Raw genomic sequence first — 20883 nt, 5'->3', positions numbered from 1 at the left:
TCACGTTTTCCGGCGTATTGGTCTTGCCTTGGCCAAGGGTTTCGGGCCACACCCTGATTAATCGATTAATCAAGGCTCGAAATGACCCCGAAGCTTCAGGATCTTGCGCAGGCGCTTGGCGTGTCCACCGCGACGGTGTCGAATGCGCTGTCGGGCAAGGGGCGCATGTCGGCGGATCTCAAGACCCGCATCCGGGATGCCGCGACGCGCATGGGCTATGCGCCCTCGCCCAGCGCGCGGGCGCTGCGCACCGGGCGCAGCGGAGTCATCGGGCTGGTGCTGCCCGACATCGCCAACCCGCTGTTTCCGGCGCTGGCGCAGGCCATCGAGGCCGAAGCGCAGGCACGCGGCATGGGGGTGCTGATCGCCGACAGCCGCGGCGAGCCCGCCGCGCAGGATGACGCGCTGCACCGGCTGGTGCGCCAAGGCGCCGATGCGCTGGTGCTGGTGCCGCGCCGGGGCACGCTGGTGCCCGATCTTGCGGTGCCGGTTGCGGTGATCGACGCCGCCTCTAACCCTGCCAGTCGGATCAATGCCGATCATGTCGGAGGCGGGCGCCTTGTCATGCAACACCTGCTTGAGGCCGGACACAGCGACATCCTTATCGTCGGGCAAAGCCGCACCTCGCGGGTGCAGGCGGATCGCGTGGCGGGGATGATCGACGCGCTGCCCAGCGCGGCGGTGCATTGGCTCGACGATGGCCCCCTGCCCGCCCCCGCGGCGCTGCGCGCGACGGCGCTGGCCTGCACATCGGATCTGATCGCGCTGCCGCTGCTGACGCGGCTTGCGGCGGCAGGGCTGCGCCTGCCGCAGGACATGGCTGTGACCGGCTTTGACAACCATGCCTTCGCCGCACTGGTCGCGCCCGGCCTGACCACCGTGGCGCAGGACCTGCCCGCCATCGCCCAAGGCGCGCTGGATGCGCTGGAGGCCGGACTGAACGGCCAGCCCGCCATCGCGCCCCGCACCGTTCCGATGTACCTGATCCCCCGTGGAAGCACGCAAACCACCAACAGGAGAGACCAATGACACTTGCAAGAACGCTCGCCACCGCCAGCGCGCTGGCCATCGCCGCCGGCGCCGCGCAGGCCGAGGACACGCTGACCATCTCGGTCTACAGCTTTGCGCAGGATGAATTTCAAGAGATCGTTTACGACCCGTTCATGGAAATCTGCGACTGCAAGATCGTCGTAGAGACCGGGAACTCGGTCGAGCGTCTCGCGAAGATCGAGGCCAACAAGGAGAACCCGGTGATCGACATGGCGGTGCTGTCCACCCATGACGCGCTCTCCGCCGCCCGCAAGGGTCTGCTTGCGCCGATCGATACCGCCGCGCTGAGCAATTACGACAAGCTCTATGACATCGCCAAGGATCCGCTCGGCGATCATCTTGGCGTTGGCTACACCTTCTACGCCACCTCCATCGTCTATCGTTCCGACAAGGTCACCATCGATAGCTGGGCCGACCTGCTGTCGCCCGAACTGGCCGGCAACGTGGCGCTGCCCGACATCACCACCAATCAGGGCGCGCCCGCGCTGCTGATGATCGGCGAGGCGCTTGGCGATGCGGATTACGCCCTGTCGACCCCGACCAACGCGGTGGCAGAACAGGCCGACGATATCGTAACCTTCTATGTCAGATCCTCGCAGGTTGCGCAGCTGATGCAGCAAGAGGAAATCTGGGCCGCGCCGATCGGCCGGTTTGCATGGGCCAGCTTTAAGGACAACGGCCTGCCGATGGCTTGGGCCACCCCCAAGGAAGGCCAGACCGGCGGCATGAACGTCATGGTGATGACCGCGAACAACGGCAACGAGGCGCTGGCGACGCGGTTCATGGATTTCTGGCTGTCGACAGAAGTGCAGACCAACCTGGCCGAGGCGCTGGTCGACAGCCCTGCCAATGCCGAGGTCGTGGTGTCCGATGACATTGCCGACAACCTGACCTACGGCGCCGAGACCGTTGCGCAGCTGAAACTTCTGCCGCCCGACGTGATCCTCGATTCGCGCGAAACCTGGCTCGACCAGTGGAACGCGACGGTGATGAAATAATGTTTGAAGACCGTCGCATCGGCCTTGCCCTTGCCATGCCCGCGGCGGTCTTCGCCGCGGCGCTGTTCTTGGCGCCGGTGATCATTCTGCTGTCTGAAGGCTTTCGGGGCGCCGAAGGCTGGACGCTTGCCCCCTATATCGATTTCTTCTCCAGCGACCGCAACCGGGTGGTGTTTCTGCGCACGCTCAAGCTGGCGACGCTGGTGGCCGGGGTGTCGGCCATCATCGGCTATGCCACCGCCTTTGCCATCGTCTCGCTTCCTCCCGCCTCGCGCGGGCGGATGTTCGCGCTGGTGACGCTGCCGCTGATGATCTCGCCGGTGGCGCGCACCTATGCGTGGCTGGTGATCCTTGGGCGCACCGGCTTCGTCAACCAGATCCTCGTGGGATCGGGGCTGATGGACACGCCGCTGCGGCTGCTGTTCACCGAAACCGCCGTATTCATCGGCCTGTTGCAGCTGTTCCTGCCGCTGATGATCATCTCGCTGATCTCGGCGATGGAGAACATGCCGCGCGATGCGGTGCCCGCCGCGCGGGTGCTTGGGGCCAACTGGGTGCAGGTGTTCTTCAAGGTGATCCTGCCGCTGACCCGCGAAGGGCTGGTGGTGGGCGGCACGCTGGTGTTCACCGGCTCGATGACCGCCTACATCACGCCGGCGATCCTTGGCGGATCGAAGGTGCTGATGCTGGAAACCCTGCTCTATCAGCGGGTCACCGTGGCCAATGATTTCGCCTCGGCCGCCGTCATCGCGATGATCCTGATCGTCATGGCGTTCTCGGCCAATATCGTTCTGAAACGCATGGCAACCGCGAGGGCGCGCCGATGACCCGACTGCCCAGCTGGCTGATCCTTGGAACGGTGCTGACCTTCCTGATCGGGCCGTTCCTCATCATCATCGCGGCGTCGCTGTCGGCGGGCAACAACCTTGCCTTTCCGCCCGACGGGCTGTCGCTGAAATGGTACGCCAAGGTGTTTCAGATCGACAGCTTCCGCATGTCCTTTGCGGTGTCGATGTTCCTTGCGGTGGGCGGCACCGCCGCGGCGCTGGCGCTAGGCATTCCGGCCAGCTACGCCATGACCCGCTACAAGGTGCCGGGGGCCGAGGCGGTGCGCCTAATCGTCTCCTCGCCGATCATCGTGCCGGGTATCATCGTCGGCCTTGCCCTGCTGCGCTATCTGGTGCTGCCTACGGGCCTTGGGATGCTGGCGGCGCTGTTCCTTGCCCATACCGCGCTGGTGCTGCCCTATGCGGTGCGTGTGGTGTCGGCCAGCATGGAGAACCTGCGCGCCGACATGGAAGAAGCCGCGCTGATCCTTGGCTGCACCCGTCTTCAGGCGGTGACCAAGGTGGTGCTGCCCAACATTCGCGGCGGCATCCTTGCGGCCTTCATCCTCGGCTTCGTGACCTCGTTCAATCAGGTGCCGGTGTCGTTGTTCCTGTCGGGGCCGGGCGTGCGCACCCTGCCCATCGACATGATCGCCTATATGGAGATCAACTACGACCCCTCTGTCGCCGCCCTTGCCGCGCTGCTGGCGTTCCTGTCCATCGGCATCATCCTGTGCGCGGAACGCTTTCTTGGATTTTCGAAATATGTCTGACTTTGTCTCCCTTGAGGGGCTGACCCTCGCCTACGGGTCCACCATCGCGGTGGACAAGCTGAACCTGACCATCGCGCAAGGAGAGCTGGTGTCGCTGCTGGGCCCGTCGGGCTGCGGCAAGACCACCACGATGCGCGCCATCGCCGGGCTGATGAGCCCGCGCGCCGGGCGCATCACCATCGACGGGCGCGATGTCACCCGCCTGCCACCCTCCAAGCGCGACATCGGGCTGGTGTTTCAAAGCTACGCGCTGTTCCCGCATCTGACCGTGTATGAGAACGTCGCCTTCGGGCTGCGCCTGCGCTCGGAATCCGATCTGGATGCCAAGGTGCGCAGCGGGCTGGCCACCGTCGGGCTGGAGGCGTTTGCCGACCGCGCGCCCAAGGATCTGTCGGGCGGCCAGCAGCAGCGCGTGGCGCTGGCGCGCAGCCTCGTGATGCAGCCCAAGGTGCTGCTGCTCGACGAGCCATTGTCGAACCTCGACGCGCGGCTGCGGCTTGATATGCGGATGGAGTTGCAGCGGGTCCAGCGCGAGACCGGAATCACCATGATCTTTGTCACTCATGATCAGTCCGAGGCGCTGGCGCTGTCGGATCGCATCGTGCTGATGAAGGGCGGCGCCATCGAACAGCTCGGCACGCCCGAAGAGATCTATTCCGCGCCGGTGTCGGGCTTTGCTGCCGATTTCGTCGGTTTCGAAACCATCCTGCCCGACGAGGCTGGCGGCGGCCTTGCGTGGCGGCCCGGCGCGGTGGTGCTGGGCACGGGGCCGCATCAGGGTACGGTGATCGGCACCGCCTTTGCCGGCGAGCGCCGCGAATACGTGCTGGGCAGCGCTTTGGGTCAGATCAAGGCCGATGCGCCTGTTTCGGCGCCGCCCCTGCGCATGGGCGAGACCATCGCCTTTGATCTGCCGCGCGAGCGCGCGGTGCGGCTGGAAAGGCTGAACTGACATGGGCATCTGGGTTGATACCGACATGGGGGTCGATGACCTTGCCGCGCTGCTGCTGGCACAGCGGCTGGGGATCGACGGCATCAGCCTTGTCTTTGGCTGCGCCGAGATCCCGGCGGTGCGCGCCAACGCGCTGGCCGCCTGCGCAGCCTTCGGCTGGCCCGATCCGGTGCAAGGCGCCGATTGCGCCATTCTTGGCGAGACCGAGACCGCCGAGCGCATCCTTGGCGCCAGCGGCCAGCCGACACGCGGCGCGCGTCTGCCAGAGGTTCCAGACCGCCCGCTCGCCCCGGCCCTGCCGGCGCTGGCAGGCTGGCTCGACGGGCACTCTGATGCGCAGATCCTTGCGCTGGGGCCGCTGACCAACCTTGCGACGCTGGTGCTGGCCCACCCCGAGCTTTGCGCCAACATAGGCTGCATCACATGGATGGGCGGCGCGACCGGGCGCGGCAATCATACCGAACATGCGGAATTCAACGCCATCGCCGACCCCGAGGCGCTGGCGGTGCTGCTTTCGCGCGGCATCCCGATCGACATGGTCGATCTCGAACCTTGCCGCCGCGTGGTGATCGAGGAACAGCACATCGCCCCCCTGCCGCAGCCGATGCGCGATCTTATGGGCGGCTATCTGGATATCGGGCTGTCGCGCGGGCGCTCTGGCATGGCGCTTTATGACCCGGTTGCGGCGGCGCTGCTGGTCGCGCCCCGGCTGTTCAGCCTCTCCGACGTATCGCTGAGCATCGAGCTGCACGATGCCGAACGTCTGGGCCAGACCATCGTCGCGCCGCACGGGGCGCATCGTGTCATTGCCGGGCTTGATGCCGATGCGGTGCGCGATCTGTGCCTGTCGGCACTATGGGAGACATCATGAGCGATCTGAACACTGCCGAACTGCGCGACCGCGCCATCGCCGCCGCACGCGGCGATGCGCCGTTTGACCTGCTGATCACCGGGGCGCGCATCGCCGATGTGTTGCTGCACGAGCTGCGCCCGGCCGATATCGGCATCATCGGGCCGATGATTGCGTCGGTCCACGCGCCCGGCACACGCAGCGATGCGGCCCGGGTGCTTGACGCCAGCGGCCTGATCGCCGCGCCGGGGCTGATCGACACGCATATGCATGTCGAAAGCTCGATGATCACGCCGGAAACCTACGCCGCCCATGTCGCCCCGCGCGGGGTGACGACGATGGTGTGGGACCCGCATGAATTTGCCAATGTGGCCGGGGTCGAGGGGCTGGATTACGCCGCCGATGCCGCCGCCAACGCCTGCGCGCGGCTGCTGCCGCTGGTGCCGTCCTGCGTGCCCTCGGCGCCGGGATACGAAACCGCCGGCGCGGATTTCGACGGCGAGGTGATCGCTGCGCTGCTCGCCCGGGGCGACATGCACGGGCTGGCCGAAGTCATGGACATGGGCGCGGTGATTTCCCGCGCGCCCCGGATGCGCGGCATCCTGTCGGCGGCGCTGGAGTCGGGCAAGCCGCTTTGCGGTCATGCGCGCGGGCTGAGCGGGGCCGAACTGCAAGCCTTTGTCGCGGCGGGGATCGGTTCGGATCACGAGCTGACCTCGGCCGAAGATCTGATGGAAAAGCTGCGCGCCGGGCTGTGGATCGAATTGCGCGGCTCGCATGATCACCTGCTGCCCGAGATCGCGCAGGCGCTGGCGGCGCTGCCACAGCTGCCGCCGACGCTGACCCTGTGCACCGACGACACCTTCCCCGACGATCTGCTGCGCGCAGGCGGCCTTGATGACATGCTGCGGCGGATGATCGGTTACGGGCTGCCGCCGCTCTGGGCGCTTCAGGCGGCGAGCTATAACGCGGCGGTCAAGCTGGGGCGCACCGATCTGGGGCTGATCGCGCCGGGGCGTCGGGCCGACATCGTGCTGACCAAAGCGCTGGAGGATTTCCGCGCCAGCACCGTGCTGGTGGACGGCGCGCCGCTGCGCGAGGCCGCGCCCCTGCCGATCCCGGCGCGACTGCGCGGCAGCATGGCGCTGCCCCCGGTGACGCCCGACAGCTTTGAAATCGCGGCGCCCGGCCCGCAGGCGCGGCTTGCCAGCATCGACCGGCCCCGCTTTACCCAATGGGGCGAGATCGACGCGCAGGTTGCAGATGATCGCGTGCTGCTGCCCAAGGGCGCAACCCGCATCGCGGTGCTGCACCGGCATGGGCGCGTGCCCGTCGTGCCAAGGGTCGGCCTGCTGACCGGCTGGGGCGACTGGCGCGGCGCTTTTGCCACCACGGTCAGCCATGACAGCCACAACCTGACCGTGTTTGGCGCAGACCCCGCCGACATGGCGGCGGCGGCCAATGCGCTGATCGCCTGCGGCGGCGGTATGGCGGTGGCAACGCAGGGCAAGGTCAGCGCGCTGTTGCCGCTGCCGGTGGCAGGCCTCGTGTCCGAAGCGCCGCTGCCCGAGGTTGCCGAGGCGCTTGAACAGTTGCGCCGCGCCATGGATGAGGTGGTCGACTGGCAGCCGCCCTACCTCGTGTTCAAGGCCCTCGTCGGGGCGACGCTGGCCTGCAACAAGGGGCCGCACCAGACCGATCTGGGCATCGCCGACCCGCAGGCAGGACGGCTGCTTACGACGCCGCTTCTCTAGCCAGCGCCACCCAGAAGGCAACGCCCGACGGCAGGGCGGCGTCGTTGAAATCATAGCCGGTGTTGTGATGCAGCGCGCCATCCTGCGCCGGGCCATTGCCAAGCCAGACATAGCAGCCCGGCGCTTCGCCCGCGAAAAAGGCGAAATCGTCGCCAGCGGTCGACGGCGGGAATTCGGTGCGCACCTTCGGCAGCGCCCGCCGTGCGGCGGCCAGCGCCACCTGCGTCGCCGACGCCTCGTTCACCACCGGCGGAATGCGCCGGATGAAGGTAAACTCGGCCTCCAGCCCCTGCGCCGCCGCGATGCCGTGGGCCAGTCGGCCGATGCCCTCTTCGAGCTGATCGCGCACCTGCGGCGTATAGGCGCGCGCGGTGCCGCCGATCTCGACCACATCGGGGATCACGTTGAGCGCCTTGGGATCGCCAGCGCGCAGCGAACAGGCGCTGACCACCGCCGGTTGCAGCGGATCGACGATGCGCCCGGTCACCGTTTGCAGCCCCGCAAGGAACATCCCCGCCGCCGGGATCGGATCGCGGCCCAGATGCGGCTTGGCCCCATGCGTTCCTTCGCCGCGCAGGGTCAGCGTCCAGCTGTCGGAACTGGCCAGCTGCGGCCCCGGCACCACCGCCATTTCATCGCAGGCCAGCCCCGGCATGTTGTGCAGGCCAAAGACCATGTCGCAGGGGAATTGCTGGAACAGCCCGGCCTCGACCATGGCCTTGGCGCCGCCGCGCCCCTCTTCGGCGGGCTGAAAGATGAAATGCACCGTGATGCCCGGAGGCGCGGCGGCCAGAACCTCGGCCGCGCCAAGCAACATGCTGGTGTGCCCGTCATGACCGCAGGCATGCATCTGCCCCGGCACGGTCGAAGCCCATGGCTTGCCCGAGCTTTCCGGCATCGCCAGCGCATCCATGTCAGCGCGCAGACCGATGGCGCGCCCGGTGCCGCGCAGCGTGCCGACAACGCCGGTGCCCGCGATGCCGGTTGTCACCTCAAGGCCCAGCGCGCGCAGCCGCTCCGCGACCAGCGCGGCGGTGCGATGTTCTTCGAAACCCAGTTCCGGGTGGGCGTGCAGATCGCGCCGCAGCGCGACAAGGGCGGGGAGGTCAAAATCGGGGTGCTTTGTCATGCCGGCCATGCTACGCCCCGGAGACTAAAGCGGAAAGTCGAAAACATGTTGTCCCATCACTTCTGGCAGGAGTTTGCGCCCGGCCCTGCCCCCTCATCGCCTTGGCACGATCGTTATCCTGCACAGATGCCCGACGGGCGCTTGCTCTGGCTACCGATCCGGGCGCTTGGCGAGGGCAAGGGCATCGCCTCGCTGATCCTCAATCAGGCGAGTTTCGAGGTCGAGGAAACGCTGGCCGAACAGCTTGCCACCCGCCTGCGCCCCTATGAGCCCGAGGTGGTCATCGGCCTGCCGACGCTGGGGCTGGGCCTTGCGCGGCAGGTGGCGGCGCGGCTTGGGCATGCGCGCATGCTGCCGCTCGGGACATCGCGCAAATTCTGGTACGACGAGGCGCTGTCGGTGCCGATGCGCTCGATCACCTCGCCGGGGGCCGACAAGCGGCTGTATCTCGATCCGCGCATGGTGCCGCTGCTGGAACGCCGCCGGGTGGCGCTGATCGACGATGTGGCCAGTTCCGGCGCATCGCTGACGGCAGGGCTGGCGCTGTTGCAGGGCGTCGGCTGCACGCCCGTGGTCATGGGCGTCGCGATGCGCCAGACCGAGCGCTGGCGCGATTTGCAAGGCCCACCGCTGGAAGGCGTGTTCGACACGCCCCTGCTGAGCGAAACACCGCAAGGCTGGCGCTAAGGCGCCAGCGACTCGAGCAGCTGCGCGCGCAACGCCCGCAGATTTCCGGCGAAATCGTAATCGTTGCGCGCCGGGCCGCCAAAGAAGATGCCGTCGATGGCGATCGAGGTCAGCCACGCGGTGCGATCCGCATCCAGCGCCCGGAACCGCCCCTGCGCAATGCCCGTGCGGATCGCGGCGCACAGGGTGTCGCGCTCGCGGGCGTAGAATTCATCGACCATGGCCGAGGCCTTGGGATCGCGGTGCCCGTCCGAGGCGAAATCGTTCATCAGCTTGACCATGCGCACAAGGCGCGGCGCGGTCTCGATATTGGCCTCGAACCACGCATCCGCCGCGCCCAGCGGTGCGTCAGGATCAACCGGCAGATCCTCGAACTGCACGATGAAATCGTCGATGGCGTGGCGCAGGGCAGCCAGCACCAGCGCCTCCTTGCTGTCGAAGTAATGATAGAGCAGCGCCATGTTGACCCCGCATTCAGCGGCCAGCCGCCGCATCGGGATCGCCGCGAAATGCTGTTTTTCGCAGAGCGCCAGCATTGCCTCGAGAATCTGCACCCGGCGCGCGGTGGGGTCCATGCGCTGGCGCTTGGCGGCTTTCGCCATGATCGGGGCCTCTCTTGCTGCATTACTGATCAAACGATTGGTAACAGCAAAAAGATGTGCGGGAAAAGCTTGATTTCGCAACTAAGCGCTCGCTCAGTAGGGCGATGAGTTAACGCGAACAGCTTCCCGAGGACCCTTGCCCATGCGCTTTCCCACGACCCTTGCCCTGCTCGGCACCGCCGCGGCCATCGCCTTTACATCGCCTGCCGCTGCGCAAGACAAACCAACCTTCAAAGTGGGGTACGTGGTCTATGTCGGTTTCATGCCGCTGGCCTACATGAAGGCCGAAGGGTTGATGGACGCATGGGGCGAGAAATACGGCATCGACGTCGAGCTCATTCAGATCAACGATTACGTCGGCTCGATCAACCAGTTCATCGCGGGCGATCTTGATGCGGTCGCGGTGGCCGGGATGGACGCGCTGACCATGCCGGCGGCGGGCGGGGTCGACACCTCGATCTTTCTGGTGACGGATTATTCCGACGGCAACGACGCGCTGCTGTCGCGCTCGGTCGACAGCGTCGAGGCGTTGCTCGATGACGAGGTCTACCTGCTACAATATTCGGTGTCGCATTACCTGCTGAACCGCGCGCTGGCCGAGGCCGGCATCGACGAGCCGTGGCGGGTCAAGACCGTCAACATCTCGGACGCCGAAATCGGCGCGGCCTTCATCACCCAGGACAGCATGAACCACGCCGCCAGCTGGAACCCCATCGTGGCCGAGATGCTGGATCAGGTGCCCGAGAGCAAGGTGCTGTTCGACAGCTCGCAGATCCCCGGCGAGATCATGGACGTGTTCATCGCCCGCACCGACACGCTGGCCGAGCACCCGGAATTCGGCAAGGCCGTCACCGGCGCATGGTACGAGGCGATGGCGGTGATGCAGGGCGAAGAGGCCAAGGATGGCCCGATGCACGAGATCATGGCATCGGCCATGGGCACAGACCTTGCAGGCTTTGCCGGACAGGCCGACCAGACGCATTTCTTCTACACCCCCGGCGATGCGGCGGCGTTCCTGAGCGCCGACAGCTCGGTGGAGATCATGGACAAGGTGCGCACCTTCAGCTTTGACGAAGGGCTGTTCGGCGCGGGCGCGGCATCGGTCGACGAGATCGGCATCGAGGTTGGCGGCACCACGCTGGGCGATCCGGGCAACGTCAAGCTGCGCTTTGACGCCAGCTTCGCCGAGATGGCCGCCGCAGGCGACATCTGACCCCTACGGGCGCCCTGAGACAGGGGCGCCCCTTGCAAGGACATGCCATGCGCCGCGTGATCAACCGGCACCCGTCCCGCAGGATGAAGATCCTGATGGGCGCGCTGCCTTTCATTCTGGCTATTGCCATCTATGCGTTTGCCGCCGACGCGCGCGGCGCTGACGGGCCCGACAAGCTGATGCCGGGGCTGAACGCCTTTACCTCGGCCATGTCGCGGCTGATGTTCGATATCGACCGGGCCACCGGCACCCGGCTGTTCTGGGCCGACACATGGGCCAGCCTTGCGCGGCTTGGCGTGGGCCTTGGGATTTCCGCCCTCATCGGGCTGGTGATCGGCGTGCTGGTCGGGTTCATCCCGTTTCTGCGCGCGCTGTTCGAGCCGTTCTTTGCCGCGTTTTCGCTGATCCCGCCGCTGGCGGTGCTGCCGATCCTGTTCATCCTGTTTGGGCTTGGCGAGCTGTCGAAAACCGTGCTGATCGTGTTCGGCATCGCGCCCTTCATCATCCGCGACGTGATGTTGCGGGTGGCCGAGATCCCGCGCGAGCAAATCGTCAAGGCGCAGACGCTGGGCGCATCAAGCTGGCAGATGATCCTTGGGCTGGTGCTGCCGCAGGTGTTCCCGCGGCTGATTTCCTCGGTGCGCCTGTCGCTGGGCGCGGCATGGCTGTTCGTCATCGCCGCCGAGGCGATCACCGCCGAGGCGGGGCTTGGCTATCGCATCTTTCTTGTGCGCCGCTATCTCGCGATGGATGTGATCCTGCCCTACGTGCTGTGGATCACCCTGCTGGCCTTTGCGATGGATTACGCGCTGCGCCGCACCCATGACGCCATTCCATGGACACGTTTCAAGGAGGGCGGCTGACATGGCGCTCATCGAATTCGAGAACGTCTCGAAGCATTATGGCGACACCATCGTGCTTGAGAACCTGTCGCTGACGATCGAGGACAATGAATTCCTTGCCGTGGTCGGCCCGTCCGGCGCGGGCAAGACAACGCTGCTGCGGATGCTGCTCAGTCAGGAAGCGCCGAGTTCGGGCCGCATCCTGATCGACGGCGCGCCCATCGCGCCAGAGCCGATGCCGGACCGGGGCGTGGTGTTTCAGCGCTATTCGGTGCTGCCCCATCGCACGGTGATCGGCAATGTGATGACCGGGCCGGAATGGCAGGCGGCCCCCTTTACCGGGCGGCTGTTCGGCAAGGCACGTCAGCTGCTGAAGGCGCGCGCGCAGGACATGCTGGACCGGGTCGGCCTTGGCGGGCACGCGGCGTTGTACCCCGCGCAGCTTTCGGGCGGGCAGCAACAGCGCCTTGCCATCGCGCAGGCGCTGATGATGAACCCCAAGGTGCTGCTGCTTGACGAGCCGTTCGGCGCGCTTGACCCCGGCACGCGCCGCGCCATGCACAAGCTGGTGCTTGAGCTGTGGAGCGAACACCAGATGACCGTGGTGATGATCACCCATGACCTGTCCGAGGCGTTCCACCTTGGCACCCGTGTGATCGCGGTGGACAAGCGGCGGCACGATCCGCACGCGCCGCATCGCTACGGGTCGATCATCACATCCGATTTCGACGCAAAACCCCGGCTCGCGCGGCAACTTGCCCGCGCCGCTGGCTGACTCCTGAAGGAAGGCTCAAATGACCGACAAACGCTTTCACCTCGCATGGTTCATGAACTTCACCCCGGATGAGTGGCGCGCGCCGTTTGGGCAGGGCGGCTATCCGTGGGACGGGCAGTTCTACGTGGAAATGGCGCAGACGCTGGAACGCGCCTGTTTCGATTTCCTGATGATCGAAGACAAGCTGATGGTGCCCGAGACCTTTGGCTCCGACCGCAAGTATTCGCTGGCCAATGGCATGATGGCCCCGAAACATGACCCCGCGCCGCTGGCGGTGGCGATGGGCATGGCGACATCCAAGATCGGCGTGGTCGCCACCATGTCGACGCTGGCCTACCCGCCGTTCATGTTGGCGCGGCTGTCTTCGACCATCGACAGCCTGACCAAGGGGCGGTTCGGCTGGAACGTCGTGACCTCGGCTGAGGATCTGGCGGCGCAGAATTTCGGCATGGACAAGCTGCCCCCCCGCGAACAGCGCTATGAAATGGCGGATGAATACATCGACGTGGTGAACAAGCTGTTCGACAGCTGGGATGCCGATGCGGTGGTGCTGGATCGCGAAAACGGCGTTTATGCAGATTCCTCGAAGGTGCGGACCATCGATCACGAGGGCAAGTATTACAAGGTGCGCGGGCCGCTCAACACCGTGCCTTCGCCGCAGCATCGCCCGGTCTATGTGCAGGCCGGTGCCTCGCCGCGCGGGCGCGATTTCGCAGCGCAGCACGCCGATGCGATCGTGTCGGTGGCCAACGGGGTCGAGGGGATGAAGGCGTTCCGCGATGACATTCGCGCGCGCGCCTCTGCGCTGGGGCGCGACCCCGACGAGATCAAGGTGTTCTTCTGCATCACCCCGACCCTTGGCGAAACCGAAGAGGACGCGCAGGCGAAATACGTCCGCGAGACCACCTCGGACCATTTCTGCAACGATGTGCTGGCGTCGATTTCCGCGATCACCGAGATCGATTTCTCGCAATACGATCTGGACCAGCCGCTGCCGGAAAAGCTGGAAACCAATGGTGAAAGCGGCACGCTGGACAAGTTCCAGCAATGGGGCAGCGGCAAGACGCTGCGCGAGCTGGCAGCGGCGCAGGGCGGTGGGCTTGTGTCCTCGCTGGAGCTGATCGGCACGCCGGCTTCGGTGGCCGACAAGATGGGCGAAGCCATGGCCGAGGTTGGCGGCGACGGCTTCCTGATCACCACCCCGGTGCTGCGGGTCGGACGACGCTATCTGGTGGAAATCGCCGACGGGCTGGTGCCCGAACTGCAACGCCGCGGGCTAGTGCGGACCGAATACACCCACCAGCTTTTGCGCGACAACCTGACGGATTTCTGATCATGAGCATTGTACTGATCTCTGGAAACCCCTCTGCGGGGGGGCGCACCAGCCAGCTGGCGCTGGATCTTGGCGCGGCGCTGGCCGGGCTGCTGGACAAGGAGGCCCCTGCCGAGGTGCTGGAGCTGGCACCGGTTGCGCCCAAGCTGTTCGGCTGGGGCGACCCGGATGTGGCTGCACTGAAGGCGCAGGTGCTGGGCGCGGATTTCGTGGTGATCGCAACGCCGACCTACAAGGCCGCGATGACCGGCTTGCTCAAAAGCTTTCTCGACCAGTTCAAGGCGGGCGAGCTGTTCGGGCAAGTGGTGATCCCGGTGTTCACCGGCGGCTCGGACGCGCATTCGCTGGCCCCCGATTTCACCCTGCGCCCGGTATTGCAGGAGCTTGGCGCGTCGATGCCGACCTCGTCGCTTTACGTGGTGAGCAGCCTGTTGGACGGGCCGAACAGCGTGGCGGCAGAGTTCGTTGAGCGGGAGAAATTCCGCCTGCTTGGCGCGGCGCATGGGATGACGTTGGCGCGGGGCTGAGGCCGACATCCGCGCGGTGCCCTGACCCGGGCGACCCGCGGATTGTTATGCGTCGAGGGATTTCTTCTTGCGAAGAAATGTGGGGGCGCTGCCCCCGCCTTCGGCCCCCCCGGAGTTTAACGGGCAAGATGAAGGGCGGGGGATCATTCCAGAAGGATGACGCCCTTTGAGTTGAAGCTGAACTCCAGCTTTTCGCCCAGTTGCGGCGGGCGGCGCCCGGTGCGGTTGAACGTATCGAGCAAGACAGGCGCGCCGCCCATATGTGTTCCGACCCGGATCACCGAGCCGAGAAACTGCACCTCGGTCACGGTGCCGGTGAAGCTGATATCGTGGCCGGGCGCGGGGCCGAGGCTGATGGCCTCGGGGCGCAGCGCCAGCGGCACAGTGCCCGGCGTCAGCGGCCTGCCGGTCGGTATTTCGATGCCGCCAACGCTGACGTGCCCCTGCGCAGCATCGGTGACCTCGGCATCGAGCACGTTCAGCCGCCCGACGAATTCCGCCACGAAGCGATTGGCAGGGCTGGAGTAGATCTCGTGCGGGGCGCCGATCTGCTGCGCCATGCCGCCATGCATGACGACGATGCGATCGGACATGCTCAGGGCTTCTTCCTGATCATGGGTGACGAAGACCGTGGTGATGCCAAGGCGCTGCTGGATCTCGCGGATTTCTTCCCGCAAGCTGACGCGGATCTTGGCATCGAGCGCCGAGAGCGGCTCGTCCAGCAGCAAGACCTGCGGCTGCACCGCCAGCGCCCGCGCCAGCGCCACCCGCTGCTGTTGCCCGCCCGAGAGCTGGAACGGATAGCGCTTGCCGAAGTCGCCAAGGCCGACCAGCGAGAGCATCTCGGCCACCCGCGCGGCGCTTTGTGCCTTGCCCACGCCCTTGACCTTCAGGCCGAAGGCGACGTTCTGCGCCACCGTCAGGTTGGGAAACAGCGCGTAGGCCTGAAACACCATGCCAACATTGCGCTGGTTGGGGCGCCGCGCGGTCACGTCGGCATCGCCAATGCGGATGACGCCATGCGAGGGGCTTTCGAACCCCGCGATCATCCGCAGAACCGTGGTCTTGCCGCAGCCCGAGGGCCCGAGCAGCGAGACGAATTCGCCCTGCTCGATGTCGAGGTTGAAGTTCTTGACCACCTGCGTGGCCCCAAAGGATTTGCGCAGCTGATCCAGCGAAAGGAAGGACATCAGGACCTCTTGGCTCTGGATTGGGGGGTCATGCGGCTGGCCAGTTGCATCAGCCCGATGCAGAACCAAGTGATGGCAAAGGCGATCACCGCCAGCGCCGCCGGTTCATAGGCGCGATTGGCCCCGATCAGCTGCATGTAGGGGCCGAAGGCGGGCCGGTTCAGAAGCGCCGCCAGCACGAATTCCCCGATGACGATGGCAAAGGTCACGAACGCCCCCGACATCACCGCGATCAGCACATTGGGCAGGATGATCCGCCCGATGATGGTCACCCACCCTGCCCCGAGGCTTTGCGCCGCCTCGGTCAGGGTGCGCACGTCGATGGTGCGCAGCCCGGTATCCACCGCGCGGTACATATATGGCAGCGACAGCGTCACGTAGCCGAACATCAGCAGCATGTTGGTGCCGAAGGTCGTGCCGGTCATCGGCAGGAAGGACGAGGTGTTGTACAGGCGGATATAGCCGAACACGATGACGATGGGCGGGATGACCAGCGGCAGCAGGGTGATGAATTCGAACAGCGGGCGCAGGCGCGGGTATTTCAGCCGCACCCAATAGGCCGTCGGCACCACCAGCAGCATCCCGAAGACGATGGTCAGCAGCGCCATCACCACCGAATAGCCAAAGGTCTCGCGGAATTGCGGGTCTTCGAACACCCACGCATAGGCATCGAGCGAATATTCCCCGCGCCGCTTGCGCAGCGAGAATTCCAGCGTGCCGATCAGCGGCAGCGCGAAATAGGCAAAGCCGATAAGAAACACCAGCCACGACCAGAGTTTCGGCTTCATACGGTCCACCTTTCGGTCTTGGCGCGCAGCCAGACATAAAGCCCGTTGGCGATGCCGGTGACCACGATCATGCCGAAGGCCAGCGCATAGCCCAGATGCGGATCTTGCAGCACGTCTCCGCGGATCTGCGCGAACAGCACGATCGGCACGATCGACAGCGACGATCCGGTCAGCGCGTAGGCCGTCGCCACCGCGCCAAAGCTGTTGGCAAACAGCAACGCAAAGGTGCCCAGCAGTGTTGGCGTCAGGATCGGCAGCGCCACCATGCGCCAGTATTGCGCCCCGGTGGCGCCAAGGATGTCCGACGCCTCGCGCCATTCACGGCGCAGCCCGTCCAGCGCCGGGGTGACGATCAGCACCATCAGCGGGATCTGAAAGAACAGATACACCAGCGTCAGGCCCCAGAAGCTGAGCAGGTTGAAGCCGAGTGAATACAGGTTGATGCCGAACCATTCGCGCAGCAGCACCGTGACAAGGCCAAGCCGCCCCAGCGTCGCGATAAAGGCAAAGGACAGCGGCACCCCGGCGAAATTCGACGCAACGCCGGAAAAGGTCATCACCGGCCCGCGCAGCCCGGCGGGCAGATTGCCAAGCGTCACCGCGGCGGCGATGCCGAAGCCGATGACGCAGCCCAGCAGCGCCGTGGCAAAAGAGATGCGGATAGAGATCCAGTAGGCCGACAGGATCGACGGCTGGAACAGGTTGGCGATGTTCTGAAAGGTCAGGCTGCCATCCGGGGTCTGGAACGCACCGACGACGATGTTCATCGTCGGCAGGATCAGGAACAGCAGCGCGAACAGCGCAAACGGCAAAAGGCCAAGCCAGCCAAGCGGCAACCCGGTTCTGCGCGCCTGTTTGGCGGGGGTGTCTGGGGATACGGTCATGCGCTGGAATGCCCCGCCCGGACGGTACCGGGCGGGGCAAAAGGGCTTACTGGACGTTGGCGCCGACGACGCTGTCCCATCCGGCGGTCACGGCTTCCTTGTTCGCGGCCTGCTCGTCGAGGCTGGGGAAGACGGCCTTTTCATAGGCTGCCGCCGGGGGCAGCGCGTCCAGCATCTCCTGCGGGATGGCGCCCTTGGCAGCGAGGTCGTTGAAGCGGATCGGGTGGCAGTAGCCTGCCAGCCAGCCGAGCTGACCTTCGTCGGAATAGAGATATTCCATCCACAGCTTGGCGGCATCGGGCTGCGGCGCATAGGCGCTGATCGCCTGCACGTAAACGCCAGCGACGACGCCGGAGGCGGGCACCACGACCTCGAGAGGCGGGTTGCCTTCGAGCGTGTCGCGCCATGCAAGGCCGTTGTAATCCCACGCGATGACGATGGGGGTCGCACCCTGCGCAATGGTGCCCGCCTTGCCGATCACCGGGACGAAATTGCCCGCTTCATTGAGCTGCCTGAAGAATTCAAGACCGGCATCGCCCGAGGCCTTGCCTGCCTCGCCGCCCGCCGCCATGCCAGCGGCCATCACCGCAAGGATCGCCTGGTTCGAGGCGCGCGGATCGCCCGCCAGCGCCACGGCATTGGCGTATTCGGGCTTGAGCAGATCGTCCCAGTCCTGCGGCACATTCTCGACCAGATCCTTGTTCACCACAAAGGACAGCACGCCGTAATAATCGCCGTACCAATGGCCATCGGCATCCTTGGCGCTGTCGGGGATCGTGTCCCATGTCGCCACCTTGTATTCCATGGTCAGGCCTTCGTCCTTGGCCTGCGGACCGAAGGCAAAGCCGACATCCAGCACATCGGGGGCCTGCGGGCCGGTGTTGCCCTGATTGGCACGCACCGCTTCCAGCTCGTCGGCAGAGCCCGCGTCGGGGTTCAGCTCGTTGACATCGATATCGGGGTATTTCGCCTTGAACCCGGCGATGACGTCGCCATAGCCGCACCAGCTATGCGGCAGCGCGATGGTCGAGAGCATGCCGTCTTCGGTGGCGGCGGCGACCAGAGCATCCATGTCCTGAGCGTAAAGCGGCGTGCTGGAAAGAATGGCGAAAATGGCGGTGCTGCTGAGAATCGACTTGAGGTGCATCAACGTCCCCCCCTTGAGGAATTGCCTGTCAAAAATAATGGCGCGGCCCCGTCTGGCGATGAGGGGCTGGCCCTGCGGCGAGACTGGGCGTGATCGGCGAGTCTACGCAAGAGAATTTTTGACGACAGCGGTTGGGGGTTGCCCGCCATGACGCGGGCTGCCCCTTGTCGCATCATTTTTACGAATGGGCGCAGCCGGGCGCGGCAGCGTTACGGCGACACCGGGCGGGCCGGTTCTGGCGCCGTGCGGTACATATATGTGGTCGCATCGCGGCGGCCCGTGCCGTCTGGCGCCAGCGCAAAGCCGGGGATCTCTCCTGCGACCTCAAATCCAAGCGCGGCGTAAAGCGGTTGTGCACTATCACCGCTGCGGGTGTCGAGCGTCACCAGCGGGCGCTGTTCTGCCGCGGCGCGGGCCAGCAGCGCCTGCATCAGTGCCCGCGCGATGCCCCTGCGGCGAAAGGCCGGGCGCACCAGCAGCTTCGACACCTCGGCCCGGTGCCGCTGGTTGGGCATCATCTCGAGGCTTAGCTGGACGGTGCCGGTCAACGTTGGCCCCTCGCTGGCGACCCAGAGCACCCGCCCGCCACTGGCCACCCCCGGCAGCACGGAGTCCCGGAAAAACGCCTCGGCCTCGGATTGCGCAAAGGGCATCACGAAACCGACGCTGGCGCCCGCCTCGACGCATTCGCGCAAGGTCGCGGCAAGCTGCGGCAGGGCGGCGGCGACCTCTGAAGCAGAGAGCGCGCGGATCATGGCGTGACCAGCACTAGCAGGTATTTCGCGCCCTTCTCGGCGGGGGTTTCGAACACCGACGCGCCATGAAGCCGGTAGCGCAGCGCATCGCCGCTGCGCAGGGCATGGGCGGTGCCATCCAGCGTGACGGTCAGCCGCCCGCTCTGCAGGATCAGGTGATGTTCCAGATCCGCCACCGGCGGTGCGTCATAGGCGATGCGACTCGCCGGTTCGAGCCGGCATTCCAGCACCTCGGCCGCCAGCGCCGCATTGCCCGGCGATGCCACCCGGCGCTGAAAGCCGCCATCGCTCCATACCGGCTGGTCGGCCTTGCGCACATGGGCGGAAAAGCCATCCTCGACCATGGCAAGCAGCCGTGACATCGTCATGCCATAGGCGCTGCACAGCTTGCCGAGCACTTCGGCGCTCGGGCTGACCTCGGCCTTTTCCATGCGCGACAGCGCGGCGCGGCTGACACCGCTTTTCTCGGCCAGCTGATCCAGCGTCAGCCCGCGTGCGGCGCGCAGCTTCGACAGGCGTGCCGAGAGGCGCTGGGTGAGGTCTTCGGGGGGTGAAAGGGTTGCTGCGTCGCTCATGATTCGAATCCGGGAAATATTCTCTTTATCGGGAATATTGCCCAGCCGAATCCGGATTTCAATGCCCGGTTTGCCGCCCGCCCGTTGCGCAGAGGGCAAGAATTTTCCCGGGCCCCATCCGCAAGGGCTTTGACACTCGGGAAAGGTCTGACTAGGGTACAGGAAAGTTTAACACTAAACTATGTGGGGAGGAATCGCATGGCCGCTCGGAAACCCGCCGCCAAGCCGAATGTTTCACCCGATGAGCTGCGGCAATATTACCGCGACATGCTGCTGATCCGGCGCTTCGAAGAGAAGGCAGGTCAGCTTTACGGCATGGGGCTTATCGGTGGCTTCTGTCACCTTTACATCGGTCAGGAAGCCGTTGTTGTCGGCCTTGAGGCCGCCGCAAGCGAAGGCGACAAGCGCGTCACCTCGTACCGCGATCACGGCCACATGCTGGCCTGCGGCATGGACCCCAACGGCGTCATGGCCGAGCTGACAGGCCGCGAAGGCGGCTACAGCAAGGGCAAGGGCGGCTCGATGCACATGTTCAGCCGTGAAAAGCATTTCTACGGCGGTCATGGCATCGTTGGCGCGCAGGTGCCGCTGGGCGCGGGTCTGGCGTTCGCCGACAAGTACCTCGAAAACGACCGCGTGACCTTCACCTATTTTGGCGACGGCGCGGCCAACCAGGGCCAGGTCTACGAGACCTTCAACATGGCCTCGATCTGGAAGCTGCCGGTGGTTTTCGTCATCGAAAACAACCAGTACGCCATGGGCACTTCGCAGAAGCGCTCGACCTCGACCGAAGACATCTACACCCGCGGTGCCCCCTTCGGCATTCCCGGCGAGCTGGTCGACGGCATGGATGTGCTGGCGGTCAAGGCAGCCGGCGACAAGGCCGTGGCGCACTGCCGCTCTGGCAAGGGGCCGTATATCCTCGAGATCAAGACCTACCGCTATCGCGGGCACTCGATGTCGGACCCGGCGAAATACCGGACCCGCGAGGAAGTTCAGAAGATGCGCGAAGAGCGCGACGCGATCCAGAACGTGCGCGATCTTCTGCTGACCGGTGGCCATGCAACCGAAGATGACCTCAAGGCCATCGACAAGGAAATCAAGGACATCGTGAACGCCTCGGCCGAGTTCTCGAAGGAAAGCCCGGAACCGGCGCTCGAAGAGCTCTGGACCGACATTTACGCCGAAGCCGTGCCCCAGGGCGACGCGATCGAGGCCTGAGGCAGAAGGAC

General features: G+C 65.6%; 22 protein-coding genes. 14 read left to right on the top strand and 8 right to left on the bottom strand.

The genetic code is table 11. From position 1 onward, the window contains the following. Positions 1 to 81: 81 nt before the first annotated feature. From KO516_RS04855 to KO516_RS04825, 7 genes are read left to right on the top strand one after another with little or no spacing between them, the layout of a single operon-like run. Positions 82 to 1029 carry a LacI family DNA-binding transcriptional regulator gene (locus KO516_RS04855; protein ID WP_216002687.1) on the top strand — a complete coding sequence of 316 codons (948 nt, stop codon included), beginning with the start codon at positions 82 to 84 and terminating at the stop codon, positions 1027 to 1029. After that, on the top strand, positions 1026 to 2048 hold the full coding sequence (locus KO516_RS04850; protein ID WP_216002686.1) for an ABC transporter substrate-binding protein: 1023 nt from the start codon (positions 1026 to 1028) through the stop codon (positions 2046 to 2048). The genes KO516_RS04855 and KO516_RS04850 overlap by 4 nt, the downstream gene beginning before the upstream one ends. After that, positions 2048 to 2875 carry an ABC transporter permease gene (locus KO516_RS04845; RefSeq protein WP_216002685.1) on the top strand — a complete coding sequence of 276 codons (828 nt, stop codon included), beginning with the start codon at positions 2048 to 2050 and terminating at the stop codon, positions 2873 to 2875. The genes KO516_RS04850 and KO516_RS04845 overlap by 1 nt, the downstream gene beginning before the upstream one ends. After that, complete coding sequence (locus KO516_RS04840; RefSeq protein ID WP_216002684.1) at positions 2872 to 3648, top strand: ABC transporter permease; 777 nt, start codon at positions 2872 to 2874, stop codon at positions 3646 to 3648. Before KO516_RS04845 ends, KO516_RS04840 begins: the two co-directional genes overlap by 4 nt. Then, positions 3641 to 4600 carry an ABC transporter ATP-binding protein gene (locus tag KO516_RS04835; RefSeq protein WP_216002683.1) on the top strand — a complete coding sequence of 320 codons (960 nt, stop codon included), beginning with the start codon at positions 3641 to 3643 and terminating at the stop codon, positions 4598 to 4600. Before KO516_RS04840 ends, KO516_RS04835 begins: the two co-directional genes overlap by 8 nt. Before the next feature lies 1 nt (position 4601). Next, positions 4602 to 5471: a nucleoside hydrolase gene (locus KO516_RS04830; protein WP_216002682.1), complete on the top strand. Its 870-nt coding sequence runs from the start codon at positions 4602 to 4604 to the stop codon at positions 5469 to 5471. Then, positions 5468 to 7204, top strand: coding sequence for an adenine deaminase (locus tag KO516_RS04825; protein ID WP_216002681.1), 1737 nt, complete (start codon positions 5468 to 5470; stop codon positions 7202 to 7204). Before KO516_RS04830 ends, KO516_RS04825 begins: the two co-directional genes overlap by 4 nt. Here KO516_RS04825 and KO516_RS04820 read toward each other — a convergent pair. Beyond that, entirely contained in the window at positions 7185 to 8333 is a 1149-nt protein-coding gene (locus KO516_RS04820; protein ID WP_252737401.1) for a M20 aminoacylase family protein, read from the bottom strand. The genes KO516_RS04825 and KO516_RS04820 overlap by 20 nt on opposite strands. Positions 8334 to 8378: 45 nt before the next feature. Here KO516_RS04820 and KO516_RS04815 point away from each other — a divergent pair, with 45 nt between their 5' ends. Next, positions 8379 to 9020, top strand: coding sequence for a phosphoribosyltransferase (locus KO516_RS04815; protein ID WP_216002679.1), 642 nt, complete (start codon positions 8379 to 8381; stop codon positions 9018 to 9020). Here KO516_RS04815 and KO516_RS04810 read toward each other — a convergent pair. Further along, positions 9017 to 9622 (bottom strand): TetR/AcrR family transcriptional regulator, encoded by a 606-nt coding sequence (locus KO516_RS04810; protein WP_216002678.1) that lies wholly within the window; start codon positions 9620 to 9622, stop codon positions 9017 to 9019. The genes KO516_RS04815 and KO516_RS04810 overlap by 4 nt on opposite strands. 142 nt (positions 9623 to 9764) lie before the next feature. Here KO516_RS04810 and KO516_RS04805 point away from each other — a divergent pair, with 142 nt between their 5' ends. Genes KO516_RS04805 through KO516_RS04785 form a run of 5 tightly spaced genes read left to right on the top strand, consistent with a single transcriptional unit; the run spans position 9765 to position 14312 of the window. Next, positions 9765 to 10835: a putative urea ABC transporter substrate-binding protein gene (locus KO516_RS04805; RefSeq protein ID WP_216002677.1), complete on the top strand. Its 1071-nt coding sequence runs from the start codon at positions 9765 to 9767 to the stop codon at positions 10833 to 10835. 47 nt (positions 10836 to 10882) lie between these two features. Then, entirely contained in the window at positions 10883 to 11698 is an 816-nt protein-coding gene (locus KO516_RS04800) for an ABC transporter permease (protein ID WP_216002676.1), read from the top strand. A gap of 1 nt (position 11699) precedes the next feature. Then, positions 11700 to 12452 (top strand): ABC transporter ATP-binding protein, encoded by a 753-nt coding sequence (locus tag KO516_RS04795; protein WP_216002675.1) that lies wholly within the window; start codon positions 11700 to 11702, stop codon positions 12450 to 12452. Positions 12453 to 12471: 19 nt separating this feature from the next. Then, a complete protein-coding gene (locus tag KO516_RS04790; RefSeq protein ID WP_216002674.1) occupies positions 12472 to 13785 on the top strand; it encodes an NtaA/DmoA family FMN-dependent monooxygenase in 1314 nt (437 codons plus the stop codon). Between the two features lie 2 nt (positions 13786 to 13787). Further along, positions 13788 to 14312, top strand: a complete 525-nt coding sequence (locus KO516_RS04785) for an NAD(P)H-dependent oxidoreductase (RefSeq protein ID WP_216002673.1) — start codon at positions 13788 to 13790, stop codon at positions 14310 to 14312. Positions 14313 to 14455: 143 nt separating this feature from the next. Here KO516_RS04785 and KO516_RS04780 read toward each other — a convergent pair whose 3' ends face one another. The 6 genes from KO516_RS04780 to KO516_RS04755 form a co-directional block, all read right to left on the bottom strand. Continuing rightward, entirely contained in the window at positions 14456 to 15502 is a 1047-nt protein-coding gene (locus KO516_RS04780; RefSeq protein ID WP_216002672.1) for an ABC transporter ATP-binding protein, read from the bottom strand. Beyond that, positions 15502 to 16290, bottom strand: coding sequence for an ABC transporter permease (locus KO516_RS04775; RefSeq protein ID WP_216002671.1), 789 nt, complete (start codon positions 16288 to 16290; stop codon positions 15502 to 15504). Before KO516_RS04775 ends, KO516_RS04780 begins: the two co-directional genes overlap by 1 nt. Continuing rightward, positions 16287 to 17174, bottom strand: a complete 888-nt coding sequence (locus KO516_RS04770) for an ABC transporter permease subunit (RefSeq protein ID WP_216002670.1) — start codon at positions 17172 to 17174, stop codon at positions 16287 to 16289. The genes KO516_RS04775 and KO516_RS04770 overlap by 4 nt, the downstream gene beginning before the upstream one ends. Before the next feature lie 46 nt (positions 17175 to 17220). After that, complete coding sequence (locus KO516_RS04765; RefSeq protein WP_216002669.1) at positions 17221 to 18321, bottom strand: ABC transporter substrate-binding protein; 1101 nt, start codon at positions 18319 to 18321, stop codon at positions 17221 to 17223. A gap of 209 nt (positions 18322 to 18530) precedes the next feature. Beyond that, positions 18531 to 19076 carry a GNAT family N-acetyltransferase gene (locus KO516_RS04760; protein WP_216002668.1) on the bottom strand — a complete coding sequence of 182 codons (546 nt, stop codon included), beginning with the start codon at positions 19074 to 19076 and terminating at the stop codon, positions 18531 to 18533. Continuing rightward, positions 19073 to 19651 (bottom strand): helix-turn-helix domain-containing protein, encoded by a 579-nt coding sequence (locus KO516_RS04755; protein WP_216002667.1) that lies wholly within the window; start codon positions 19649 to 19651, stop codon positions 19073 to 19075. Before KO516_RS04755 ends, KO516_RS04760 begins: the two co-directional genes overlap by 4 nt. 198 nt (positions 19652 to 19849) lie before the next feature. Between KO516_RS04755 and pdhA the strand changes: the two genes are divergently transcribed. Continuing rightward, positions 19850 to 20872, top strand: a complete 1023-nt coding sequence (gene pdhA, locus KO516_RS04750; RefSeq protein WP_216002666.1) for a pyruvate dehydrogenase (acetyl-transferring) E1 component subunit alpha — start codon at positions 19850 to 19852, stop codon at positions 20870 to 20872. Positions 20873 to 20883: the final 11 nt, after the last annotated feature.

This window comes from Citreicella sp. C3M06, assembly GCF_018860705.1.
Classification (GTDB): Bacteria; Pseudomonadota; Alphaproteobacteria; order Rhodobacterales; family Rhodobacteraceae; genus Salipiger.
The sequence above is the reverse complement of the archived record's forward strand: the minus strand, read 5'-3'. Positions and strand labels throughout refer to the sequence as shown.

What these genes read in the sequence shown, in the direction of transcription:
- KO516_RS04855 (WP_216002687.1), top strand. Translation starts at nt 82, where the DNA reads ATGACCCCGAAGCTTCAGGATCTTGCGCAGGCGCTTGGCGTGTCCACC.
- KO516_RS04850 (WP_216002686.1), top strand. Translation starts at nt 1,026, where the DNA reads ATGACACTTGCAAGAACGCTCGCCACCGCCAGCGCGCTGGCCATCGCC.
- KO516_RS04845 (WP_216002685.1), top strand. Translation starts at nt 2,048, where the DNA reads ATGTTTGAAGACCGTCGCATCGGCCTTGCCCTTGCCATGCCCGCGGCG.
- KO516_RS04840 (WP_216002684.1), top strand. Translation starts at nt 2,872, where the DNA reads ATGACCCGACTGCCCAGCTGGCTGATCCTTGGAACGGTGCTGACCTTC.
- KO516_RS04835 (WP_216002683.1), top strand. Translation starts at nt 3,641, where the DNA reads ATGTCTGACTTTGTCTCCCTTGAGGGGCTGACCCTCGCCTACGGGTCC.
- KO516_RS04830 (WP_216002682.1), top strand. Translation starts at nt 4,602, where the DNA reads ATGGGCATCTGGGTTGATACCGACATGGGGGTCGATGACCTTGCCGCG.
- KO516_RS04825 (WP_216002681.1), top strand. Translation starts at nt 5,468, where the DNA reads ATGAGCGATCTGAACACTGCCGAACTGCGCGACCGCGCCATCGCCGCC.
- KO516_RS04820 (WP_252737401.1), bottom strand. Translation starts at nt 8,333, where the DNA reads ATGACAAAGCACCCCGATTTTGACCTCCCCGCCCTTGTCGCGCTGCGG.
- KO516_RS04815 (WP_216002679.1), top strand. Translation starts at nt 8,379, where the DNA reads ATGTTGTCCCATCACTTCTGGCAGGAGTTTGCGCCCGGCCCTGCCCCC.
- KO516_RS04810 (WP_216002678.1), bottom strand. Translation starts at nt 9,622, where the DNA reads ATGGCGAAAGCCGCCAAGCGCCAGCGCATGGACCCCACCGCGCGCCGG.
- KO516_RS04805 (WP_216002677.1), top strand. Translation starts at nt 9,765, where the DNA reads ATGCGCTTTCCCACGACCCTTGCCCTGCTCGGCACCGCCGCGGCCATC.
- KO516_RS04800 (WP_216002676.1), top strand. Translation starts at nt 10,883, where the DNA reads ATGCGCCGCGTGATCAACCGGCACCCGTCCCGCAGGATGAAGATCCTG.
- KO516_RS04795 (WP_216002675.1), top strand. Translation starts at nt 11,700, where the DNA reads ATGGCGCTCATCGAATTCGAGAACGTCTCGAAGCATTATGGCGACACC.
- KO516_RS04790 (WP_216002674.1), top strand. Translation starts at nt 12,472, where the DNA reads ATGACCGACAAACGCTTTCACCTCGCATGGTTCATGAACTTCACCCCG.
- KO516_RS04785 (WP_216002673.1), top strand. Translation starts at nt 13,788, where the DNA reads ATGAGCATTGTACTGATCTCTGGAAACCCCTCTGCGGGGGGGCGCACC.
- KO516_RS04780 (WP_216002672.1), bottom strand. Translation starts at nt 15,502, where the DNA reads ATGTCCTTCCTTTCGCTGGATCAGCTGCGCAAATCCTTTGGGGCCACG.
- KO516_RS04775 (WP_216002671.1), bottom strand. Translation starts at nt 16,290, where the DNA reads ATGAAGCCGAAACTCTGGTCGTGGCTGGTGTTTCTTATCGGCTTTGCC.
- KO516_RS04770 (WP_216002670.1), bottom strand. Translation starts at nt 17,174, where the DNA reads ATGACCGTATCCCCAGACACCCCCGCCAAACAGGCGCGCAGAACCGGG.
- KO516_RS04765 (WP_216002669.1), bottom strand. Translation starts at nt 18,321, where the DNA reads ATGCACCTCAAGTCGATTCTCAGCAGCACCGCCATTTTCGCCATTCTT.
- KO516_RS04760 (WP_216002668.1), bottom strand. Translation starts at nt 19,076, where the DNA reads ATGATCCGCGCGCTCTCTGCTTCAGAGGTCGCCGCCGCCCTGCCGCAG.
- KO516_RS04755 (WP_216002667.1), bottom strand. Translation starts at nt 19,651, where the DNA reads ATGAGCGACGCAGCAACCCTTTCACCCCCCGAAGACCTCACCCAGCGC.
- pdhA (WP_216002666.1), top strand. Translation starts at nt 19,850, where the DNA reads ATGGCCGCTCGGAAACCCGCCGCCAAGCCGAATGTTTCACCCGATGAG.